This window comes from Cohnella candidum (assembly GCF_003713065.1).
GTDB lineage: Bacteria > Bacillota > Bacilli > Paenibacillales > Paenibacillaceae > Cohnella > Cohnella candidum.
Genome location: NZ_CP033433.1, coordinates 380,476 through 400,915 on the forward strand (window position 1 = coordinate 380,476; position 20,440 = coordinate 400,915).

At 54.8% G+C, this 20,440-nt stretch carries 16 protein-coding genes; 12 read left to right on the forward strand and 4 right to left on the reverse strand.

The features are described 5' to 3' along the window. Positions 1-16: 16 nt before the first annotated feature. The 8 genes from EAV92_RS01825 (at position 17) to EAV92_RS01855 (ending at position 10,746) form a co-directional block, all read left to right on the forward strand. Entirely contained in the window at positions 17-742 is a 726-nt protein-coding gene (locus EAV92_RS01825) for a sugar phosphate nucleotidyltransferase (RefSeq protein ID WP_123039496.1), read from the forward strand. Positions 743-787: 45 nt separating this feature from the next. Beyond that, positions 788-2,101 carry a glycosyltransferase family 2 protein gene (locus EAV92_RS01830; RefSeq protein WP_164472600.1) on the forward strand — a complete coding sequence of 438 codons (1,314 nt, stop codon included), beginning with the start codon at positions 788-790 and terminating at the stop codon, positions 2,099-2,101. 63 nt (positions 2,102-2,164) lie between these two features. Continuing rightward, positions 2,165-2,455, forward strand: coding sequence for a nucleoside-diphosphate sugar epimerase (locus tag EAV92_RS01835; protein WP_123039498.1), 291 nt, complete (start codon positions 2,165-2,167; stop codon positions 2,453-2,455). Further along, entirely contained in the window at positions 2,456-2,815 is a 360-nt protein-coding gene (locus tag EAV92_RS01840; RefSeq protein ID WP_123039499.1) for an alpha-helical endospore appendage domain-containing protein, read from the forward strand. Positions 2,816-3,106: 291 nt separating this feature from the next. Beyond that, on the forward strand, positions 3,107-3,328 hold the full coding sequence (locus EAV92_RS24365) for a hypothetical protein (protein WP_164472601.1): 222 nt from the start codon (positions 3,107-3,109) through the stop codon (positions 3,326-3,328). Between the two features lie 185 nt (positions 3,329-3,513). Next, on the forward strand, positions 3,514-3,672 hold the full coding sequence (locus EAV92_RS24370) for a hypothetical protein (RefSeq protein ID WP_164472602.1): 159 nt from the start codon (positions 3,514-3,516) through the stop codon (positions 3,670-3,672). Beyond that, a complete protein-coding gene (locus EAV92_RS01850) occupies positions 3,669-4,913 on the forward strand; it encodes an S-layer homology domain-containing protein (protein ID WP_123039501.1) in 1,245 nt (414 codons plus the stop codon). Before EAV92_RS24370 ends, EAV92_RS01850 begins: the two co-directional genes overlap by 4 nt. Positions 4,914-6,171: 1,258 nt before the next feature. Next, a complete protein-coding gene (locus EAV92_RS01855) occupies positions 6,172-10,746 on the forward strand; it encodes a PKD domain-containing protein (protein WP_123039502.1) in 4,575 nt (1,524 codons plus the stop codon). 75 nt (positions 10,747-10,821) lie between these two features. Here EAV92_RS01855 and EAV92_RS01860 read toward each other — a convergent pair whose 3' ends face one another. Beyond that, on the reverse strand, positions 10,822-12,189 hold the full coding sequence (locus tag EAV92_RS01860) for a UDP-glucose dehydrogenase family protein (RefSeq protein ID WP_123039503.1): 1,368 nt from the start codon (positions 12,187-12,189) through the stop codon (positions 10,822-10,824). 194 nt (positions 12,190-12,383) lie between these two features. On the opposite strand from EAV92_RS01860, the gene galU reads away from it, so the two are divergent. Together galU and EAV92_RS01870 are read left to right on the forward strand one after the other, a co-directional pair. Beyond that, the gene (gene galU, locus EAV92_RS01865) at positions 12,384-13,259 is read left to right on the forward strand and encodes a UTP--glucose-1-phosphate uridylyltransferase GalU (RefSeq protein WP_123039504.1); all 876 of its coding nucleotides are present in this window, start codon (positions 12,384-12,386) and stop codon (positions 13,257-13,259) included. Positions 13,260-13,285: 26 nt separating this feature from the next. Continuing rightward, entirely contained in the window at positions 13,286-14,242 is a 957-nt protein-coding gene (locus EAV92_RS01870) for an NAD-dependent epimerase/dehydratase family protein (RefSeq protein ID WP_123039505.1), read from the forward strand. Between the two features lie 67 nt (positions 14,243-14,309). Here EAV92_RS01870 and EAV92_RS01875 read toward each other — a convergent pair whose 3' ends face one another. Together EAV92_RS01875 and EAV92_RS01880 are read right to left on the reverse strand one after the other, a co-directional pair. Further along, complete coding sequence (locus tag EAV92_RS01875; protein ID WP_123039506.1) at positions 14,310-15,593, reverse strand: glycosyltransferase family 61 protein; 1,284 nt, start codon at positions 15,591-15,593, stop codon at positions 14,310-14,312. A gap of 27 nt (positions 15,594-15,620) precedes the next feature. Next, on the reverse strand, positions 15,621-16,742 hold the full coding sequence (locus EAV92_RS01880; protein WP_123039507.1) for a glycosyltransferase family 61 protein: 1,122 nt from the start codon (positions 16,740-16,742) through the stop codon (positions 15,621-15,623). Between the two features lie 440 nt (positions 16,743-17,182). Between EAV92_RS01880 and EAV92_RS01890 the strand changes: the two genes are divergently transcribed. Together EAV92_RS01890 and EAV92_RS01895 are read left to right on the forward strand one after the other, a co-directional pair. Then, positions 17,183-17,872, forward strand: a complete 690-nt coding sequence (locus EAV92_RS01890) for a glycosyltransferase family 2 protein (protein ID WP_338134391.1) — start codon at positions 17,183-17,185, stop codon at positions 17,870-17,872. Positions 17,873-17,894: 22 nt separating this feature from the next. Next, the gene (locus tag EAV92_RS01895; protein ID WP_123039509.1) at positions 17,895-18,638 is read left to right on the forward strand and encodes a hypothetical protein; all 744 of its coding nucleotides are present in this window, start codon (positions 17,895-17,897) and stop codon (positions 18,636-18,638) included. A gap of 58 nt (positions 18,639-18,696) precedes the next feature. Here the strand turns inward: EAV92_RS01895 and EAV92_RS01900 are convergent, their stop codons facing one another. Beyond that, positions 18,697-20,265 (reverse strand): glycosyltransferase 61 family protein, encoded by a 1,569-nt coding sequence (locus EAV92_RS01900; RefSeq protein ID WP_123039510.1) that lies wholly within the window; start codon positions 20,263-20,265, stop codon positions 18,697-18,699. Between the last annotated feature and the right edge of the window lie 175 nt (positions 20,266-20,440).

Below are 20,440 nucleotides of genomic sequence, written 5' to 3' on the forward strand. Positions count from 1 at the left end.
TGAAGGAGGTTGCGCGTTGAAAGCTGTCATTTTGGCAGGGGGCACGGGTTCCAGGCTGAAACCTCTCACCTACTGGACGAACAAGCATTTGCTGCCGGTGGGTACCTACCCGATGATCTGCTACGGGGTGACCGCCTTACGGGACGCCGGAATTCGTGACATTGTCATCGTGACGGGGCGCACGGCGCTTGCCGGTTTTGCCGACGTGCTCGGCAGCGGGCGCGATTGGGGCGTTTCCTTGACGTACAGGGTGCAGGAGGAGGCGGGGGGCATCGCGCAAGCGCTCGAATTGGCCCGCCCGGTCATCGCCTCCGGCGAGAAATTCGCCGTGCTGCTGGGGGATAACTTGTTCGAGGAAAACCTGGGACACTTCCGGGAGCGATTCGAGCGCCAGCCCGAAGGAGCGATGGTCTTGCTCAAAAAGGTGGATGATCCGCGCAGATACGGGGTTCCCATATTGTCCGAGACGGACGGTAAAATCGTTCGGATCGAGGAAAAGCCGGAACGTCCGCAAACCGATTTTTGCGTGACCGGGCTATATTTTTATGACAGCGGCGTTTTCGACTTGATCGAGAACATCAGCCCTTCCCAGCGGGGGGAAATGGAAATTACCGATGTCAACAATGCCTATGCCATACAAGGGAAATTGGCCTTCGCGAAAGTGCACGGATGGTGGACGGACGCGGGAACCTTCGAAGCCTTGGAATCGGCGGGCAAAAAGTTGAAGGGTTTTCTGCCTTAAAGGGAATGGGCGGAAAGCCGCGAATCCGCATGCGAGGTGATGGATTTGCCGGCCATATCCGAATCGTCCCTGAAAGCCCAAGGCCGGGCCGCTTACCGGCAAGGCTTCGAGGAAGGCTTCCGTCAAGGGGTCCGCGCCGGCGGGCAGCATTACGGAATCCTTTTCGAGGGGACCAGCATCGTGATCCCGACGCATAACCAACTGGCACATCTTAAAAAATGCCTGGAAAGCGTCGAGAAGCATACGGAATCCGCTTACGAGATCTTGGTGGTGGATAACGCCTCTGCCGACGGAACGGCGGAGTATTTGAAATCGCTCCGCGGGCGGATCCGATTCTGCGTGTTGGAGGAGAACCGGGGATTTTCCGGCGCGGTGAATATCGGACTCATGATGGCGAAAGGCAGGACGATCGTTCTGCTTAAGCCCGACACCTGGGTTACGGGAAATTGGCTTCAGAATCTCCTGGTTTGCCTGAACAGCGATGCCCGCATCGGCATGGTCGGGCCGCTCTCGGACACGGTCGGCGGAGCGCAGCGAATTCGGATATCTAACCTCAAGGCGGAGGAGAAGGAGGCTTTCGCGCGCGAGCACAATCGGAGCCGGCCGACCCAATGGCGGGACTCCGATTCGCTCCAGAGCTTCTGTTTGCTGTTTCGCAGGGAACTGTTCGAAGAAATCGGGTATTTCGACGAAGGCTTCGAGTCCGGAAAGCTCCATGACCTGGACTACAGCATCCGTGTACGTTTGGCCGGCAAACGCCTGGTCATCGCGAGGGATACTTTTGTCCGCCATGCCGGAAGCGAAAACCGGGCCGAGTCCGAGAATGCGTTAACCGGGCAGGATCCTCAAGACCAAAGCTGCTTCACGACCAAATGGAGCGACGCGATCGGATGGCTGCAAAGAGCCGCCATACAGGCTCAGGAGGAGCGGGAAGGTCTACCTGCCGGAACTTTGTTTTATCCGCAGCGGGTCGTCGTTCAGGGAGTCGGGGACTCCGTTTATTGGATCGAAGGAGGACATCGTCATCTCGTCCGCGGTTCGTTGTCGTTTCCGTCCGTCCGGCTGTCGCAGGTCGATTTGCGGCGCTGGCCGGTTGGGGATACCATTCATGCCCGGGAAGTGGAGGTCAGATGGCGCGGTTTGGATGATCCGGACGGTTGGGGAGGAGTGGCGCAGCTGTCGGACGGTACCGTGTATTACCTGGAGGGAAGCACGGTGCGCAGGGTGGTCAGCACGCCCGCCATGCATTCATGGAACCTGCACCTCAAGCCCGTCCAATTCGTCCATAAAGCTGATCTCGCCGACCGTATCGCCGGTCTCCCCATCGTCTCTCTGCCCTTATTGAAGCAGCGTTTGTAACGTGTGGCACACTCAAGGCAAAAGAATAAGATATAGCGTGCGGGCGATTGGAGGAGGAGCGGGTTGCACAAATCGATGACCGAAACGATCCATCATCTGTCGCAATCCTACGCGCAATTGGCGAGAATTCTCGAAGCCAATAAGCAGGCAACCGTCCGCGCGTCCGAACTCGTGTGCGGAATTCCGGATGCCCATGCGGGGTTGGGCGGCACCGAAGAGGTGCTGAACGGCGCTTCGCAGGTTACCAAAAGCGTAATCGCTTATCTGAACGGGTTGGCGGAACTGGAAGATTCCTTGGCCGTCAGCCTCTTCAATGTCGTCAAAGCGGCGAGTGAGGGGGTTGACGAGGAATAGATGGGACGCAAGGAGCAGGATCCGGGAGTCATCATAGAGCGCGCTTTCGCCACGACATTGCAATCCCTTGCCGACATTCAGAGAAACATCTCCCTCGTGCTTGGCGCCAAAGCGGCGGAGTCCGAAAAAGTGCGCGGCTGGCTGCAGTATCATTTGAAGGAACCCATTTTCGAGACGAATACGGACCGCCTTTCGGTTTGCATGCTGATTCACGAACAGCAGATCGAAGTGATCGAAGGTTTGGCGAAATTATGCAACGGGTTAAGCCGCAACATGAAGTTGATCCTTCATCCCGATCAAGTTGACGGACAGGACGCAGGGGGATCTTCGGAAAATGAGGCGGAGGATTCGGGCAGGTGAACCGGATGGATCTCGAATGGGAAATCAAGCTTCAAATATTGGAGTCCATTGCCAGAAGCCAAACGGCGCTGGCGGTTTTGTTGGAAAATACGGCGGGGGTAGTCGCCGAAGCAGGGGTGTCTCCGGTCCTTATAAGAGAGCATGCGAGGGCGATCGAAGGCATGCAAGCCGCTCTGCTGCGATCCGTCACCGGGTTCAGTTGGCAGCGGCCGAAGCGGGGAATTCCGGTTCCGCCTTGGATCGGAGCCGGGATACACCCGATACGAAAACGGAGTCGGGAGGCGTTGCGGGTTGGCCATTCATCCGGTTCGAAAACGCGGGTCGGCGGCAAGAAAAACGGCGAAAATAACGAAGAAGCAGACCCGCAGCCGCCATGCGAGCAGCAAGAAAAACGACGATACCGAGCATGAGGAAGAATCAGGATTCGACCCTCAATACGTGTTGGGATTCGATGCCGGCTTCGCCGAAGGGTTTGAAGAAGGACATCGTCTCGCTTACGAGAAACAAGAGTAAAGCCGCATTGTGAGTAGATGGAAAATCAGGCGTTGACGAAAAATGTCAAGTTTTCATATAATGGGAATACCAACCGAATAGGAAAATGCGAGGAAGCACCCGCGAGCGAACAACGACGACGGAGGTGCTTTCTCTTTTTTATTTTTAACAGAACGTAAATTTCGTAGGGAAGGGCGGATCGAATAATGAGGCAGTGGCACGGGATCGTGCTGATCGTGATGGCTTTTTTGGCGGCATGGGCGGGACAAGCCGGCAGCGTCGCATCGGGCGAGGGAAGGAAGCTGGCTCCTCCCGCGCCGGTCATTTTGCATGATATTTGCGGAAACGGGGAGTGCACGAGATGAAGAAATATTGGATTGCTTTGATGGCGATTATGCTTGTTGTTACAGTGCTGGCGATACCGTCATATGCCGTTGGCGAACAGGGTGCTGCGGCGGGATTTAAAGACGTGAAAAGCGGCTATTGGGCCAAAGCGCAAATCGAGCAGGCCGTAGCTAAAGGATATGTGAGCGGTTTTCCGGACGGCACCTTTAAGCCGGAAGAGAAGGTGAGCCGTGCCCAATTCATGCGCATGCTGGCTGATGCACTGAAGCTGCCGCATGTGGAGCAGGGCAGTCCGTGGTACCAACCGTACGTCGCGGCTTTGGTCGAATCCGGCATCCACAAAACAAGCGACTTCTACGCGCAGTACGACTCCTCGCTGTCCCGACTCGAGATGGTCAAATTGGCCGTGCGCGCGTCGGTTGCGGGCATTGACACGAAGCCGAATGCCGGGGACGACAATTGGTTGGTTTTCATCGGGACGCAATCCGGAATCTTGGCGGGGACGGGAGCAGGGAAGCTGGACCTCAAGGGGACTTCCACGCGTGCGCAGGCCGTGGCAATCATCGAGCGGATTCTGGGGGTCAGCGAGGGGAAGAAGCTGCCGGTGGACAAGTATGCCATGTCCAGCGCGGAACTCGCGTGGCATCGCACAAACGTGTTTACGGTGATGCCCGAGTTTTTTAGGACCCAATATCCCTACGAGGTAAAACAAGGAGTCGATCCTATCTACAAATGGGACGTCAGCAACATGACACTCGAACCCAAAGACGGAAAATATAAAGGAAGGATTAATCGAGTTGTAGCGATTGATATGGCAGATCCGAAAGATCCGAACCGGTACTTGCTTGGAGATATCAACAAGCTTCAATGGTATGGGAACGGACTTATCGAGAATGGGGTAGCTGAGGGCTTTCCTCTAAAACTTCAAACAAATAGTTATGTTTTATACTTCGATGGGCGGCTTGAATTCAATAAAGATACAAAATTATATTCGAATTCTATGCCGTCTTTCGGAGTCACCGGGGCAATACCTACTATTAATCAAAAGAAAGGCTTTCGTGAAGGACACTTAAATCAACCTGCACGAGTGTTTATTAAAGGGATTAGCGACTTTCCGGCTGGTGTTATACCAAAAAAAACTGAGGTGAAATACGATAGTTTGGTATTGCAAATTTTCACACCTTCTTATATGGGTGTTGAAGGACAAACAAACGTAATCGTAGATGTTGCCGGTCCAGGGAATATATATTTTATACCGTAATCGTGGTCATTCACATATCTGAAGGCCGTAAAGGGCTTCTTTCTGAATGTATGTAAATATACGACAACAACTTAATAATCAATTTGTGTCGGAAGCACCGCGCGAATAGAGGGAAAGCTCTATTGCTCGGTGCTTTTCGTTTGATCGCTGACACATGGGAGAGAATATTATGCGAAAGGTAACCGTTCTCCTGATATTGACTTTATTTATGGGCTTGTTTGGTGGCGTTCTGCCCCAATCCATTTTAATTAAAAGAGCATTGGCAGCGACTCAGCAAGATGTTTTATTATCGTTTCCTGGAACATCCCAAATAGGTGAGAAGCTATATTTTAAGAAATCCACTTTAACAAGTGCTTCTAAGACCATTTCTGCACCAATTGGATCCAAAATCAGTCAAATAGATGTCGTACAAAATGGTGTAGTAAAACAAACTCTTGTAAACCATGCTAGTCTTTCTTCTTGGTCGGGAACGGTAAGTTTATCAGGCACGGCAAAAGACGTAGTTTCGGATCAAAATAATACGGCAAAAGGTTATTATGCATGGTATCGATATGGCAAGGATGGTCCTAACGGAAACAAGTGGTACTACAGTGGCTATGATGGGACTTGTCCGAACCCCAGTGGCAGCAATTCACTTGATTCTTTTGGAATGCCGAAAGCTCCGGGTTGCATTGAAAAAAACCTTAAATTAAGTGGAACTACGAACCATGAATACAAGTTAAACGGAACTGTTATTCCTAACAGTGCCGTCGATGACTCACCAGGGGTGATTTCGGCAACGGCCAAATCGACCGATCCTTTTGTTATTATTAAAGGCCCCAGAGACGATGGTACCTTGGATGGTCCAACCTTTGATCTAACGACACTTGAACATGTTGACATGATAAGTGCTACAAAATTTACAGTAACATATGAGCAGGATTTTAGTTTTCTTGGGGTATCGGATGATTTAGCATCATTTGGAGCAAAGGTAACGGTTTACCATGCTGCTTGGATCGTAAAAGTATCCTCCAAAACCTATGAATACGAACCTGCCAAACTCGTCGTTACCTACGAAGGCGATGCTCCAGCCCCTATATCCATCAACGGTGACTTCGACATCCTACCCTCCACCACGATCAACTGGCGAGACAGCATTTCTTTCAAGCCCAAGAACTTTTCCTTCTCCACCGGTTGCACCTATAAATACCATCAATTTCAAATCGAACGTGCCAGTATGACCTGGACGAGCGGCAACTTAGTAGGAACCACCAGTTCATTGTCCTTCAACTATTCCACATACCCCTATAACATCGGAGTGGGCAGCCACACCATATCACTCAAAATCGTCGCCAGCTGCGGCGATACCGGCTGGATAGCTTCCAAAACCCTGAACATCAACGGTCCGTCAGGCAACAGTCCTCCCGTGTTCGAGGCCGGATGGACGATTCCCGGACAATGGAACAAAGCGGGCGTGAAGACCAGGGTACCGGTAGGCACCTACCTGGACCTCGTCTACCTCGACAGCCCGGCGGCGTACGATCCGGACGGCGATGTCTTCACCTTCATCGGCTTTGACTTTTCCGCTTCCAATGCCTGGGCGAAAGACATTCCCTTGAAATATTCGGCGTACACGAACGGCTACCATCAAATCCGGATGGATACTCCCGGATATTTCTGCGGGAAAGCGACGATGCGGGACGTTTTCGGAGCGGACTCCGTCCGTACCGCTTGCGTTGAAGTTGTTCCGCCAAACCCGGTGCCGATCATTACAGGCCCGACATCGGTAGTAGAGGGGCGGCCCGTTACGCCTGCACTCCATGCCGACCAAAGCTACAGCCCGCTGGGACTCTCTATCGATCACAGTCGCGACATCTGGACCAACAAACGGGCGTCTTACCCGGCGCCTGGAACCGAAGTCGTCACCTTGGAAGTGTTCGACAGCTCCGGTCTGAAATCGCTGCAACCCGCGACGCATACGATCACGGTAAAGCCGGACGAGCCTCCGGTCCCGTCGCTGCAATTCACGCCCACCACCGTCCGGGGACAAAGCGTTCAGTTCAAGGAAGATTCGTACAGCCCGGATGGTGACCAAATCGTCGCCCGAACCATTGTATACCGATACGACCGCAACAACGACGGAATTTTCTCGGAATCTTCCACAGCCGTCACGCCTGACGCGAACAGGCAGTTTTCCATCACGCCGGCCTTGGTCGGACGTTTTCAATTTACGGTAACGGTCACCGAGGATTGGGGGAAACAAGCGGAGAAAAACTTCTTTTTGAACGTGATCAATGACAATCCGACTGTAACTTTTAGCATGCAAGGGGACATCAGCACCCCGCCTACTCCTGGAACGACATATAACGTGAACCCCTCGGATCTCATGACCTCGGCATGGAGTACGACGATCGGAGGCAAACCGTGGGTCGTGGACTCGGCGGAAGGCTCTTTATCGTCCGTTAACCTGTTCAACATGTCTTATCAAAATGAAGGCGTCCCTTTAATCTCGGATTGGAAAGGAGTCTACTTAAACTCTGCCGCCGTTACGACGGCAACGGATACGGGTCTAGGGCTCAATCTGTACCAAGACTACTACCTCGTTCAAGAATCGGCCTATTGGGCTTCCAACCTGATCGTTAAACGTAACGGTGTAGAAGTGCGAAGAATGTCCCAAGTTCAATTGGCACAAACGGACCCGGAAATGGGCGTGCTGATCATTACGGGCGGGGATAATTACGACTACGAATTTACCTTTAAGGGTTTTGCCTTAGGTGAAGCTCCCGTCAAAAAAATCTATAACGGCAAACATTACTGGGGCTGCGTGTCGAGCTCATGTTTTATCGTAGGCAACAACCTGATACAGGATAAGATGCCGATTCGTTTTAATTTGGATTTGAAAGAAGTCTATTCGGCGGCGAATTACCCGGAACGATGGTTCTATATGAACGACTACGTAAACAATTTCAGCTATGCTAATCCTTTTACGTTAGCCGGGAAGAAGGACACCGTACCTGCGGACATTCCCGAGAATGCCACGGACCCCGACCAGACGATTGATTGGCCCATCGGCTATGATTCCAAGGGGAATTTGTATTACGAAGCCTGGGGCTGGCACAGCGGATCTCCCGGCGGGTCGATGACTTTCTACGGCGTGAACCTGGCCAAATTGAATGGGAATACGGGAGACCTGATGGCCGTCTATGATGACGGGGGCCAAAATAACTGGAACGACGGATACAAGAGGGACGGCTACTTTTGGGGAGGGCGCGTCGTCGGAAGCGAGGATGGCACAAAGATTGCCTACACGTTCCGGAAGCAATCCTTCAGCGATCGTGTCTATAGACTCATCGTTCGCGACGAAGCGTCGGGGAGCGTGCTGAGCTCAACCCCGATCGGAACCGAGGAACTCGTCATTGCAAGATATAAAAATATCATCGTGACGAATGAGTCCGGTACGCTAAGAGGACGCAGTTTCACGAGTCCGGCCACCGTTCTGTGGTCGGCTTACATCGGAAACAACTCCATGCTTCTCACGACGAACGGGTTCGCCTATGGAAGCGTTTGGGGCGATTCCTATCTTCGTGCAGTCGATATGGAGACGGGGACGCTGAGCTGGCTGAACTTTGCGCCTTATTTTTCCCAGATCAGTTCGTCTTCCTTTACTCCTAGTTTGAGGCTCAGTGCGTTGCCTGACGGCTCCCTCAGAGTCGACCCGTATTACGGAAGCGCCAAATATTTTATCGTTTCCGGGGCGGCAGCTGACGTTGCCAAAAACTATGATGTTTACGGATCCTTTTATTCGAACACCATACCTGATCTTGCAAATTTTAAATTAACCTACAAGGTAAAGTTCAACATTCATTCCGATTCCGACCAAAGAGCGGGCTTTGCCTTTAGAGCGGCCAGGGGCAGCGGCAAGAACATGTATCGCGTCGAATCCTCCAGCACGAAAACGAAGCTGGTAAAAGTGGTAAACGGCGCAAGAACGGTTCTCGGCGAGACGGCGTACGCCATGACGGCAGGTACGTACTATACGATTACGGTTAACGCCTTGTTCGACAACTTGAAGGTTTACATTAATGGCGTGCCTCTCATTCAAGTCAACGATTCGACGTTTGCAGATGCAGGTACCTTCGGACCCTTTACGAATGCGGCGCTGACGGAATTCAAGGCATTTTCGATTCAAGAGATCGCGGCGGCCAACTCGAAAATGAACAATATTGCATTGGTGACGGCCGGCATCCAATACAGCACAAGCTTCATCGATACGGAAAACGATCCTGAGATTCAGCCGCTTAGAGAATGGAAATTCGATCATGTGGATCCGAATAAATTTTTGAACGCGGGTGACGGCAAATCAGGCCTTTCCGGCTATGACGGGATGACGCTCGCTGCTCCTCCGGCAAGTCTGGATAAAGTGGGGCTCTATAAGGTCAGCTACAAAGTACCGGACGATCCGAATTCCGGTTATCCATACCCGAGTATGGTTTTTGACGGATACCGGGCATTTTCGAATACTTATGTCCAATCTATCATTGTGCATCGAAGACCGATTGCGGCGTTCAGTCTCAGCTTTAATGCGGACAGGACGGTAAAGTGGACCGACACCAGCTACGATCCGGACCGCTGGCTAAGCTCGGCCGTGTATTCGACCGATCCGACCGGGATCGACTACCGGACGACGCGCGGCATCATGGAACGCAAATATTACTACACGACGCCAAGCGGCACGACCAAAAATGAGAAGCTGGTGACGCCCGCTGAAGCCGGTACCTACACGGTTGGGCTGTCCGTTAAAGACGACTACGGCGCATGGAGCGATTGGAACGAGCAGACGATCATGGTCACCGCGCCGGTTGCCCCGGACGATCCGCCGATTGCCGGCTTTACGCTGAGCAAAACGACGATATCCCGCGCGGACGCATTGACCGTCACGTCGACGGCGTCCGATAAAGAGGACGGACCGGCGGCCAACCTCCCTCACGAATATTACATTCGGAATTTGACCACGGGCGGGGCGGAGACGCTGCAAAGCACGAGCAGGGGAACATGGAACAAAGTGTTCAATTCCATCGGCGTCATGGAGATCCGGCAGTCCGTGTGCGATTCCAAGGGCCAGTGTTCGCAGGCAATCCGAACCGTAACCGTCATTAACCGCGCGCCGACGGCGGATTTCGAGTGGTCGCCAAACCCCGTCTACGAAGGAGATACGGTCTTCTTGACGAATCGGTCCTCGGATCCCGACGGAGACCCGTTAACCTATGCGTGGACGATTAGCGGGCCGAATGGATATTCATTGTCCGGGAGTTCGAAAGATCTGACCCTGCCGGGAACGCAAACCGCCGATCGTCCGGGCGCGTACCGAATTACGCTGAAGGTGCAAGACCCTTCGGAAGCGGAAGCGTCCGTCACGAAAACTTTGATCGTCCGCGAGCTAAGCGTTCAAGGCGCCGTACTCCATACGGATGCGTGGGAGGAGAACAGGCTGCGATACAACGACAAGTTTCCGGACAGTCCGAGACCCCGTGACTGGTTTTGGGCGGGGGAAGCATTCGTTCTGGAAGCGGCGGTCACCGATACGGGAGGTGCGGACACACACGCCGTATCGGTGGAAGCTTCGGCAACTCCGGAACTCGGAATGTCCCTTACGGCAGCGGATTCAAGCCATGTCCGTTGGCGAGGGCTTCTCCGTTCCAGCGATGCCGGGTTCCCTCTGGACCGGCTGCCGCAAGGTTACTATACGTTCACTTTCAAAGCCGCCTTCAGCAACGGAGTGGTCAAAACCTCGCAAGCGACCGTTCGTTTGAAGGATTCGGTAGAGCAATACGTTCGAGTTCACCGTGTGCAGTGAATAGATCCGTTCTACAACAACAAACCTTCCCCGGACGCGGCTGTCCGGGGAAGGTTTACCGCTGGTATAAGAAGATTAAATCCCTAATCCCTCGTACGTCCATCCCCATTCGCGCATCCGTCCGGCATCCAATGCGTTCCGGGTGTCGAGGATGTAGCGTCTGCGCATGGCTCCACCCGCGTTTTCCCAGTCCATCTCCAGGTAGAGGCTCCAATCGGTCAGCAGCAGGATCGCATCGGCCCCCGAAGTCGTTGATTCCGGAGTGTCGCAGTATTCGATCGCAAGGTCGGGATGCAGCTTCGCGAACAACTCCATGCCTTGAGGGTCGTGGGCTTTAACATGGCATCCCATATCGCTCAGCTTTCGCAGGATAACCGAAGCCTGCGTCTTTCTCACATCGTCGGTATTCGGCTTAAACGTGAGTCCGAGCACGCCGATCCGTTTTCCTTGCATCGTTTTCAGCCTGGCTTGCAGCTTCTGAACGCAGTACAGGTGCATGTCGAAGTTGGCCTCCACGGCTGCCGCCACGACCTGCTGCTCGCAGCCGTATTTGCGGCTCGTGGCCAGCAGTTCGGCCGTATCCTTCGGAAAACAGCTGCCGCTCCAACCGCTGGATACTTGAAGGAACTTCCCGCCGATCCGGCTGTCCAGCCCCATTCCCGCCGCGACCTCTTTCACGCTCGCCCCCAGCGCGTCGCAGAGGCGGGCCATTTCGTTGATATAGCTGATTTTCACGGCCAGGAAGGCGTTCGAAGCATACTTGATCAGTTCGGAGCTTTGCGGGGTCGTGCGAAGCCATACCGGCGGTTTCTTATCATCCGTTTTCAAATACGGGAGGAGATCCCCCAGTTCGGCGTACGACGCTCTCGTCAGAAGCGGGGCGTACAAGGCTTTCATCACGTTCTCGGCTCGATCGCTGCCGGTTCCGATCACGATGCGGTCCGGATAGAAGACGTCCTCCACGGCGTATCCTTCCCGCAGAAACTCGGGGTTGCTGACAACGTCGAAGTTCACGCCGTGCGTAAGTCCGGAAGCGTCCTCCAGGATGGAGGCGACGAGGTCCGAGGTGCCGACGGGCACGGTCGATTTGTTCACGATGACGGTATACCGCTTCGGATCCAGATGCTTCCCGATCTGCTCAGCGGCTCCGCGCACGTAAACCAGATCCGCGGTGGAATCGGCTTTGGACGGCGTCCCCACGCAAATGAACACGGCTTCCGCTTCCGCGACTTTACCGTAATCCGAATCGGCGAAGAGTGAGCGATCGGCACAGCGTCCTATGATTTCGGACAAGTAAGGCTCGTAGATCGGGCTTACGCCCCGGCGGATCGCTTCCAGCTTGTTCCGATCAATATCGATGAGGGTAACGGAATGTCCCAATACGGCGAAGGCGGCGGCCGTTACGGTGCCGACATATCCCGCGCCGACGCAGACAACGTTCATCTTATCCCCAGCCTTTGCAAGCTTGTATTTGATTGAGTATCTTATGCTCCCTTTCGTGCGGAAGCCATATATATCAACCCAAAACGAGCGCCAAATAGAACAGTTGGGGATTCGACTAGGACAAGGGTACCTCTCGCTTCATATGCTGTAAGTATCGGCGCCAGCGTTCAGTTGCCAGGGAAAGGAGAATCGACGTGAAGAAGGTTACGAAAGCCGTCATACCGGCGGCAGGATGGGGAACTCGCTTTCTTCCGGCGACCAAAGCGATCCCCAAAGAGATGTTTCCGATCGTGGACAAACCGGTAATTCAATACATTGTCGAAGAGGCCGCTGAAGCCGGCATCGAAGATATTCTGATCGTGACGGGAGAGAGGAAAGGAGCGATCGGCGAACATTTCGGCAGCAATCCCGAATTGGAAGCCGCTCTGCGAAGCCAAAACAAAGATAGTCTTCTGCAAACGGTCGAGCAATTGGCCCGGCTTGCGAACATCCATTTCACGGTGCAGAAGCAGCCGCTCGGTCTTGGCCATGCCGTTTTGTGCGCACGCGAATTCGTCGGCGAAGAACCGTTTGCCGTCCTGCTCGGCGACACGGTCCGTGCGGACACCTCGGGGGGCATCAAACCGCTGACCGACGTCTACCGGGAGAAACAATGCTCCGTCATCGCCGTGGAGCCGGTCGATTGGTCCGAAGTCGGAAACTACGGCATCGTGGACGGTTCTTTCGAGAACGACCGTTTGATGCTCGTCAATCGGTTGGTGGAAAAGCCCCGGGAAAATCCCCCTTCCAACTTTGCCATTATGGGACGCTACATCCTGGAGCCGGACATTTTTCCGATTTTGGGCAGCCTGTCTGCCGGAGCGGGCGGCGAAATCCAATTGACCGACGCGCTTCAGCAGTTGGCGAACGGCCAAGCATTCTACGCTCACGTGAGCAAATTCGGGCTGCATGACGTGGGGAACCGGCTGGGTTACTTGCAAGCGGCAGTGTTGGAAGGATTAAGAGAAAGGACGCTCAAGGAGCCGTTCGGCGCCTTCCTGAAAAAAGTGGTTTCCGAACTTCACGACTGACCAGGCATCGACAGGAGGGAACTTCAGTGAATAAGATCCTCATCACGGGAGCCGCCGGATTTATCGGATCCAATCTGGCGAGAGCTTTGGTTTCCGAGGGATATGAGGTCATCGGGATCGACAACCTATCCACGGGCAGGCTGGACAATTTGTCCGATTTGGCAGACAGCCCGCGATTTGCTTTTCTCGAATCGGACGTATCGAAGGAATCATTTTTGGAGCGGCCGGAATTAGAGAGGGTACGGGAAATCTTTCATTTCGCCTCTGCCGCTTCGCCGAAATTTTATCAGGCGGATCCGTTCGGCACGATCGCCGTCAATACGTCCGGTACCCGCAATCTGCTGCAGTTGGCACTCCGGAACGGAGCCAAAATGGTGTACGCAAGCACCAGCGAAGCTTATGGCGACCCGCTGGTACACCCTCAGGACGAGGAATACCGGGGGAACGTCAATACGTGGGGACCGAGAGCATGCTATGACGAGGCGAAACGGCTGGGTGAAGTGTATTGCTACGAATATTGGAAGCAGTTCGGCCTGGCCGTCAAGGTCGCCCGAATTTTCAATACGTACTCCGACGGGTTGCGCCAGGACGACGGAAGGGTCATCTCCAATTTGGTCACGCAGGCGCTGGGAGGCCGGGACATGACGATCTACGGCGACGGATCCCAAACCCGGTCGTTTTGTTTTATCACCGACACGGTAAACGGCCTGCGGCGGATGATGGACAGAGAAGCCGCAAACGGCCAGATCATCAATATCGGAAACGAAAAGGAATATACGATCCTCCAGGTGGCGAATCTCGTCAAGGAACTGACGAATTCGCCGAGCCGTATCACGTTCCATCCGCTGCCCCAGGACGATCCGACCCGCCGCCGTCCTTCGATCCGCAAAGCGCGCGAACTGCTGGAATGGGAACCGGAAGTCGAATTGGCCGAAGGGTTGCGGCGGACGATCGAAGCGTACCGTAACCGCAAGGACGCATAAAACAAAAGGGAGCCTCCGCAAGCCGGCGAATTCCGCCGTGCAAGCGAAGGCTCCGTTTTCGTTTCCCCTAGTCGCCGATTCCCGCCAATTTCAGCAGCAGGCTCAATCGACCGGGATCCACGATGATATCCATGCCGCCTCTCCAGGGGTGGACTTTGCCGATCGTTTCTCCGATCAAATAACGGTAGTCCAGGTCGAAGTGGCTGCTCAGCATCCAATAATAGCCCGGCGTATAAGCGGGGGAAAACATCTCGATGACCTTCGTTCCGGGGGAACAAAAAGCGAGGTTTGCCAAGCCGGCCCCATGGGGGGCCACCACCGCTTCCGCGGACGCGAACGTATGGATCTGCTCTTTGACCGTCATGTTCTCCGGATGAATGACGGTGAAGTCTTGGGAAGCCAGCATCTCCGTAATCATCGGTTCGTTGAGCAGCCTTCGATGTCCGGCATTCGCCCGGCTGATGTACAGCCGTTTTGGCTTCTCCGCCGATTGGACTGGTCCGAGCGCGGCCATGAGCTCTCGTCGCACGAATTCGGTCGCCCGCTTGGAGTAGGTCACGGGCTGCGCGTACACCTTCCATCGGTAACGGCTGACCAGGGAGGGCATCACGAGCGTATCGGCTTCGACGTGAAACCGGGGAGTCGCGTAAATCCGCTGCTCGGCCGGTATGCCCATGGCGTTCAAAATTTCATCTCGGTATCCGGTACGTTCCATGCTGCGGAATAAGTAGAGGTCGACACTCTGGCCGCTCTTCCGGATGAGGTCGATTCTTGGCAGGACGTCGAACAGCCAGTGGAAATAGTTGCTGCTGCTGATATGGGCCAAATGTCCGACCGTTCCCTCGATTTTCTTGAGCGGATAGGGCTTCCATGTTCTCAAGATCGAATGCCGTTGGCGCGCGAGAAAACGCCAACGATACTCCCACGATACGTCGCACAAAACCGTGCCGTCCGGGGTGATGACAGCCCCGCTTGGCCCCCAGATCCGGGCGTGCTTGATCACCGCCGTGAAGGCGGGCGGAGACAGTTCGGTCCCGGCTTGAAAGCTGCCGGAAACCGGCGTTCCGATCCCCTTGGCCTCGAGATAGGGAACGGTTTCCGCCGGTCCGAATTCCTGATAGGCGTTTCCGTTGGAAAGGGATGAAGGTTTTAAACCGACCCATCTTTTGGTCGAGAACAGAAGTCTACGCGGCTTCCGGCTCCTTACGGCCGGGCGGCGTTTTCTCGCCGGAACACTCTTCTTTTTCTTGCTCGAAACGTTGGAACGGCGGTTTCCGGTTCGCCTGCGGGTCATCGCTGCCGTCCGCTGCGGCGTTCTTTTGCTCCGAGGTGCCGAGCGGGTCCTCTTCATGCGTATTCCCCCTTCCGAAACCGATGACTAAATCTGCGCGAATCGCAGAAGCTCTTTCAATTTCCCGGCGTCCACTTCGAAATCGTCGGAACCTTCCCACCCACCCGGGTGGGGTTTCACCGACCGTTCCCCGATCAGGTAGTAATGGTCGAGCCCCATCTGGTTGCTTAAATGCCAGAAGTAGTTGGGGACGTAAGAGGGAGGGAACATCTCGATTACCTTGGCGCCGGGTCGGCTGAATACGAGATTGGCAAGACCGGCGCCGTGGGAGGCCAGGATCACCTTGGCGGAGGCGAATATCCGGACTTGTTCCTTGAAAGTGAGCTTTTCCAGCTCGACGACGCGAAAGCCGTAATCCCGGATCGCGTCCAGGACGTCTCTTTCATTCAACAGCTTCCGTTGCCAGGCATTCGCTCGGCTGATGAATATCCGTTCGTATTCGTATGATAGGGGCACGGCGCGCTTCAGCAGAAATTCGTTCCGCAGAAATTCGGCCGCCCATCGCGGGTATTCGGAAGGGAGCTCCCGCTCTTTTTTGACGAAGGACGGAACGATAAGCTTATCGAACCTGGCATGGAAGGAATGACCCGATTCGATGCGCATTTTCTTCGAGATTCCCATCATGTTCAGCGTTTCGGCTTGGATTTTCCGATTGTCCCGGGGGACGATGTATTTCCGGATGTTCCACCCGCTGTCCCGGAGCAGGCTGACCCGGGGAAGCACGTCGAACAGCCAGTGGAAATAGTTTCCACTCCAGATATAGGTGAGAAGCGCCGAGGGCTCCCGAATACGCCTAAGAGGAGGCCGGTGCCATCGATGGAACGCCGGATGACGTTCGCCATGGAGCATGCCTTTATCGTAATCCCGGGAAACGTCACCGAGCAGCTTGTTGTCCGGCGTGATCACGGCCCCGTTTTTCTCCCAGACACGGGCGTTCCGAAGGAGGGCCGCAAACGAGGGATGCCCCCGGAAGGTACCCGCCCGGAAGTGCTCGGGGACCTGTCCGTCGATTCCTTTACTATCCGCCAGCTTCGTGACGTCATCATGATGAAATTCCCGGTAATACGATCCGACCCGGTCCTTACCGTGCAAGGCTTCCAGCCAATCCTTCGTCGATGCGATCAATCCTGCAGGTTTTCCGGAATACAACCTGCGTCCTCTGCGCTGTCGTTTTCGGCTTTGTTTTTTAGCTGCTGTCTTCTTCACAGCCGTTTTCTTTGCCGCCGGCTTCTTGGCCACTGGCTTCTTAACCGCCGCTTTCTTCGCTGGCGTTTTCTTCGTTGCCGCTTTCTTCGCCGCTGTTTTCGCCGTACTCTTTTGGAGAGACTTGACCGGGTCCTTCTTTTTGCTATCTGTTTCCGCGGCTTTGATCCTGAATCTCTCCTTCCGCTTACAGGCTTCTGCATGGCGGATCAACGCCTGCTTGGACGTAAATCGCTGGTAACATGCTATGCTGCCGATTCATGCGTCACATGGACGGACATCCACCGGGGAGCAAAATGGCGTTTGTCCCTCTTCCTATGGTTGCATGCCGATGTCGGGGGAGAAAGCAAGTGAATAGATTAGCAAACGGAGGTGACCGGAGAGAAATGACCTTGAAATATATCATCGGGACGGGCTATGTGAATCGGCCCGACCTTCTGTATAGGGCCGTGCATAGCGTTAAGCCTTGCTGGAAACACGCGGTGATCATCGACAATTCGGAAAGCGAATTTTTCCGGAGGGAACCGTTTTTCTCCGAACGTTTGACGGTCTATGAACCTCCGGTTCCGCTTCGTTACCCGCAGATGATGAATCTCATGCAGAAATGGGGAAAAGAGAAGGGCTGCGACGTCATCCTGTTCTTTCACAGCGATGCGGAGGTGCATCCGGGGACCGTCGAACAGTTTCTGTCCGAGCTCGAAACGATGAAAGCGGAAGGGCGAAAATGGGGCGTCGCGTTCACCAACTACGACGTGCTCGTCGCCTACAACATGGAAGCGGTGCGAGAGGTCGGCCAATGGGACACGGTGTTCTACGATTACCACGCCGACATCGACTACTACCGGCGGCTTCAGCTGGCCGGCTATGAGATCGTCTACACGAGCTTGGGCGTTACCCATTGTAACGGAGGGTCGAATACTTCCAAGTCGGACACTTACCGCCGGTATTTGTTCGAAAACGTCACGTTCGCCTATTTTCATACCTATTACCAAATCAAGTGGGGCGGACCGATCGGCGGGGAGGTCTATACTTTGCCTTTCAACCGGTTCCCCCTAAATCCGGACCATATCCGTTGATAGAAAGGAGGCTCAGGCTTCGATGGAGCTTCGAGAGTTCCTGAGCGGAATCCGTTTCCGTCATATCCTTCCGGAATCCTCTCAGCCAGTCGTGACCTTGCCGTATCCCTACGTCAATCAATATCCGCAAAATATTCTCATGGAAATGGATAACGCGATTTTGCCGGCTGAGGAGCAGCCGTTGCGGGACCGGGTTTTGTCCGTCTGGCACGTTCCCCGGTTATCTTCTTTCCTCAACGGGGCGATCGTCAATTACGCGGTTTCCCGGATGAAAACGGGACTTGCCTACGTCCATGCCGGAAACTATAACTCTTACCTGCTGCATCCGTTCCACCTGCTTGCGGGCATGTCCGGCCAGCCCGGCCGCGTTTGCATCGGAGTCGACGACTTTACCCGTTTCGGGCACTCCCCGGATCCGTTTCTCCTGTATTTCAACAGCGTGAAAAGCGATCACCATCGTTTCTACGACATGGACCCGAAAGACTATTTCAGCCGAGTACATGACGTTCCGATCGGCTGCTATATGTTCGACGGGCTGCCGGATTACGATGGGCAGATGGAAGGCCTGAAGCAAGCGGAGCCGTTTTTCGCCGAAGGCTGCACGATTTTGGCCGCCGATACCAATTGGCCGGAGAAAAGGCAAGCCGTGCTCGATTTCGTCCGGCGGCAGCCGTGGAACTATGAAATCCTGTTAGACGTCCAAACCAACGGCAACTGCCATCCGACCTATTGGAACGGTCTGATGGTCGTGCAGAAAACAATCTGATCCGAAAAACGGAAGGACCTGCGCGATTACGCAGGTCCTTCGTGTTTGGTTGCAGAGGTTACAGTACTTCGATCTCGAACGTTTCCCAAATGTCGCAGTAGTCGCGGTTCGCGATCATTTCCCTGCCGCCTCCGCCTTCGGCGCAAACGAATTTGCCCGAGGAAGACCGCAGCGACATGTGGCGGCCGCCGCGGGGTTCCAGTTTGAACGTCATCTCCGGACCCGGCGATTGCGCGTGCGCCGAATAGACCCTTCCATCGGCGGCGGCGCCGACATAGCAGTTTCCATCCCATGTTTTCAGAGTCACCAGGTTGTTCCAAGGGTCGACGAAGGTGGCCTGGAACGTCTCCCAAGGTCCCAGTTGGGTCCGGTTGGCGACCATTTCCCTGCCTCCGCCGCCTTCGGCGCACACATATTGGCCGTTGTACGCTTTCATGGCGATTTTCATCGTCATTCCGTCGGTCCTCCTCCTTTTGTTGAAAAACCAAGTTCGCTCGGGGCGCTGCATTTTTTCCAGGAGCATCCATAGGTCGACCGGGTTTACGGAGATGGGGTCATGGCCGCCCAGGCCCGAACCCGTGTCGGGATCGACCGGTCCCGGTTCCGGTCCGTCGCCGATTAAATAGTGATAGTCGAGCCCGGCATGCTGGGAGATCGCCCAATAACACAAATTGACGTAACGCGGAGCGAACAACTCGACGACCTTGATGCCCGGGCGGCAGAAGACCAAATTGGCCAATCCCGCCCCGTGCGGAGCGACGACGATGTCGCAGGAAGAGAAGATCCGAGCGGCATCCGCGACGGAATGCTGCTCCATGTAAACCGTCCGAAATCCGAAGCCTTCCAAGATCCGGATGAGAGCTTGCTCGTTTTCGGTTCTCCGGTGGCCGGCATTCAACCGGCTGACGTATATCCGTTCGTAGCCGGCGATCGGCGTAATTCCCCGGTTAGTTAACAGCCCGCGCCGGATCACCGGCAGCGCCCAGCCCGGCATGAGCGTTCGGGTGTTGAGCACGGCGGGCACGACCAGCGTATCCGCTTGATAGTTCGTGCCGTCATGGCTCTCGATGAGCTGCTCCCGCGAAATCCCCAACGCAGCCAATGTCTCGTTCTGGAAGGGAATCGTTCCGTTTACGTTCATGATGTACTTATCGATGCGGATTGGGGCGCGCCGAAGCAATTCGAATCTCGGAACCACGTCGACAAGCCAGTGATAATAGTTGTCGCTGCCGGGAGCCGTCATCACCGCCGCCGTTCCGGGGATCCGCGTCACGGGCGGCAAGGGTCGGCCCGAGAAGACGGGGTGCTGCTCCGGGGAGCCGAAGAAGTCCATCGAGACGTCCCAGATGAGCTTGTTGTCCGGCGAGATGACTCCGCTTCTTCCGCACACCCTTCCGCCGGGAAGCATGGCGACGTATTTACGGGGATTCATGTTGCGGAGATGATAGTCGAACAAAGGCTTATAATACCGCTCGTCCATTCCTTTCGGGCCGTGACGCACGATGGAAGGGTCCAGATCGGTGACGCTCCGGTAGAACTGCCTGAAGTCGGCATACCTAGAAACATTCGCCGACGCCCAATCCCAAGCGCTCTCGTACCAGCCGCTTGGGGGATCCGGTCTTTCCATCTCCACACTTCCATTCGTCAAAATATATACCAGTTTATGAATCAAGCTTTCCGTTTGGCATAAACGAAAGGACTACTCCGTCATGTACGACGGAAGAAGGGCCGTCAAAACGAACAGGGCAATCCCCGCCTGCCTTCGGCTGATCGGGATTGCCCTTTTCGTTTTGTAAGCTTGT